Source organism: Bacillus sp. S4, from assembly GCF_040838205.1.
Lineage (GTDB): Bacteria > Bacillota > Bacilli > Bacillales > Bacillaceae_G > Bacillus_A > Bacillus_A cereus_U.
Genome location: NZ_JBFPJI010000502.1, coordinates 1 through 1,485 on the forward strand (window position 1 = coordinate 1; position 1,485 = coordinate 1,485).

A 1,485-nucleotide genomic window follows, 5' to 3' on the forward strand; every position below is an offset into this window, starting at 1 on the left:
TCTCTTTTCATCAAAATGAGAAGGTTTTTATTTTTAATCTACATGATTTAAGTGAATGTGGTTAAAGGTGGGCACTTGGATGTGGAAAATAAAAGAAGAAAATTTAGAAAAGTTTAGGATGATATGTAGAAGGCGTTTAAGTCCAGAAGGTGCTTTAGGTTTTATGATAGGAACAATAGTGTATGTTTCAGTTATGATGTTTTTTCTTATTGGTACTTTAGTAACCTTTGGTTGGGACTACTATACTACTTTATTCGAAAAAACAATTGTTACAATTGAACTTGTGCTATATAGCTTGCAAATAATTTTTTTAATTCTATATTCATTTCCAAAAGCTCGATTTAAATTTCAAAAGTTACAAACGATTGTCGTGTTATTATATGCATTTCAATTAGGTACGATATTATTCACGGCTTTAATTCTTCCTGGAATGTCTGACTATACAATCGACGGAATTACATTAGTATATGTAGGTTTCTTATTTATAGGAGCAGTGATTGTTCATATTGTGACAACAATTGATACGTTTAAACAGGTAAGTGAAGGTGCATTTAGTATGAATGAAAGATCCGCTTCCTTTTTTAGTAAAATAAAAGGGACTATGATGAAAGTAGCTTCAATATACGCATTAATCCTACTTATTTTGATTTATTTTCATAATGATTATGCGATTGATACTTTGATTGGATATGTAATAGGTACTGTTTTACTGTACACTGTAGCCGTTGGTGCAGCAGAATTCCAGCTATTGGTGTACTGTAGATTCAAATTTAAATCATTTAATATGACTTGGGAAGAAAATGAGAGAATGCGTGGGAGAACTCGAAAACAAAATGAAAAATTCAAAACGAAAAGTAAATAATGGTGAAATAGAATTTAAGTGTATGAGAATTATTTAAACTATATAGAAGGTGAAAAAGCTGAATGTGGAATATAAGAGAAGAAGATATGGGTCTTTTTGAAATTGAAAATAGAAATCGATTAAGTCCAGATTATATAAGAATCTTTTATGGGGGAGTTTTTGCATATACTTCTATACCAATGCTCATCATGTTTTTAGGTATTTTGCTGAACGGTGATAAGATTTCTTTAACACCATTTGAAACATTTTTGGTACGATCTGAGGTAAAGTTATACATTTTGGAGTTGATTTTTTTAATAATTTACATGTCTTCAAAGGTTGCTTTTAAATTACAGAAACTCCAAGCCATCGTGACTTTATTTTATTCTTTTCAGTTAGCAACATTACCATTTATCGTTATGATGGTTGAAGGAATGTTTGATTTTCCTAGGAATAATAAAACGTTAGTTTATATTGGTTTAATAATGTTAGGAGCGCTTTGTACTCACATTGTAACTACAATTGATGTTTTTAAAAAGGCAAAACATGGAGGATATAAATCGGAAGGACCAACTGTCTCATTTTTTACTAACGCAAAATTATATTTATCGATTGGAATGACAATTGGTGTAATGGTTCTACTT

2 protein-coding genes are annotated in these 1,485 nt (G+C 30.0%); both read left to right on the forward strand.

Annotated elements, in window-relative coordinates:
- The first annotated feature begins 79 nt into the window (after positions 1-79).
- The gene (locus AB3X48_RS22025; RefSeq protein ID WP_002202233.1) at positions 80-862 is read left to right on the forward strand and encodes a hypothetical protein; all 783 of its coding nucleotides are present in this window, start codon (positions 80-82) and stop codon (positions 860-862) included.
- Positions 863-924: 62 nt separating this feature from the next.
- Positions 925-1,485: hypothetical protein (locus tag AB3X48_RS22030; protein WP_367959952.1), on the forward strand; the 561-nt coding region annotated here is incomplete at its 3' end.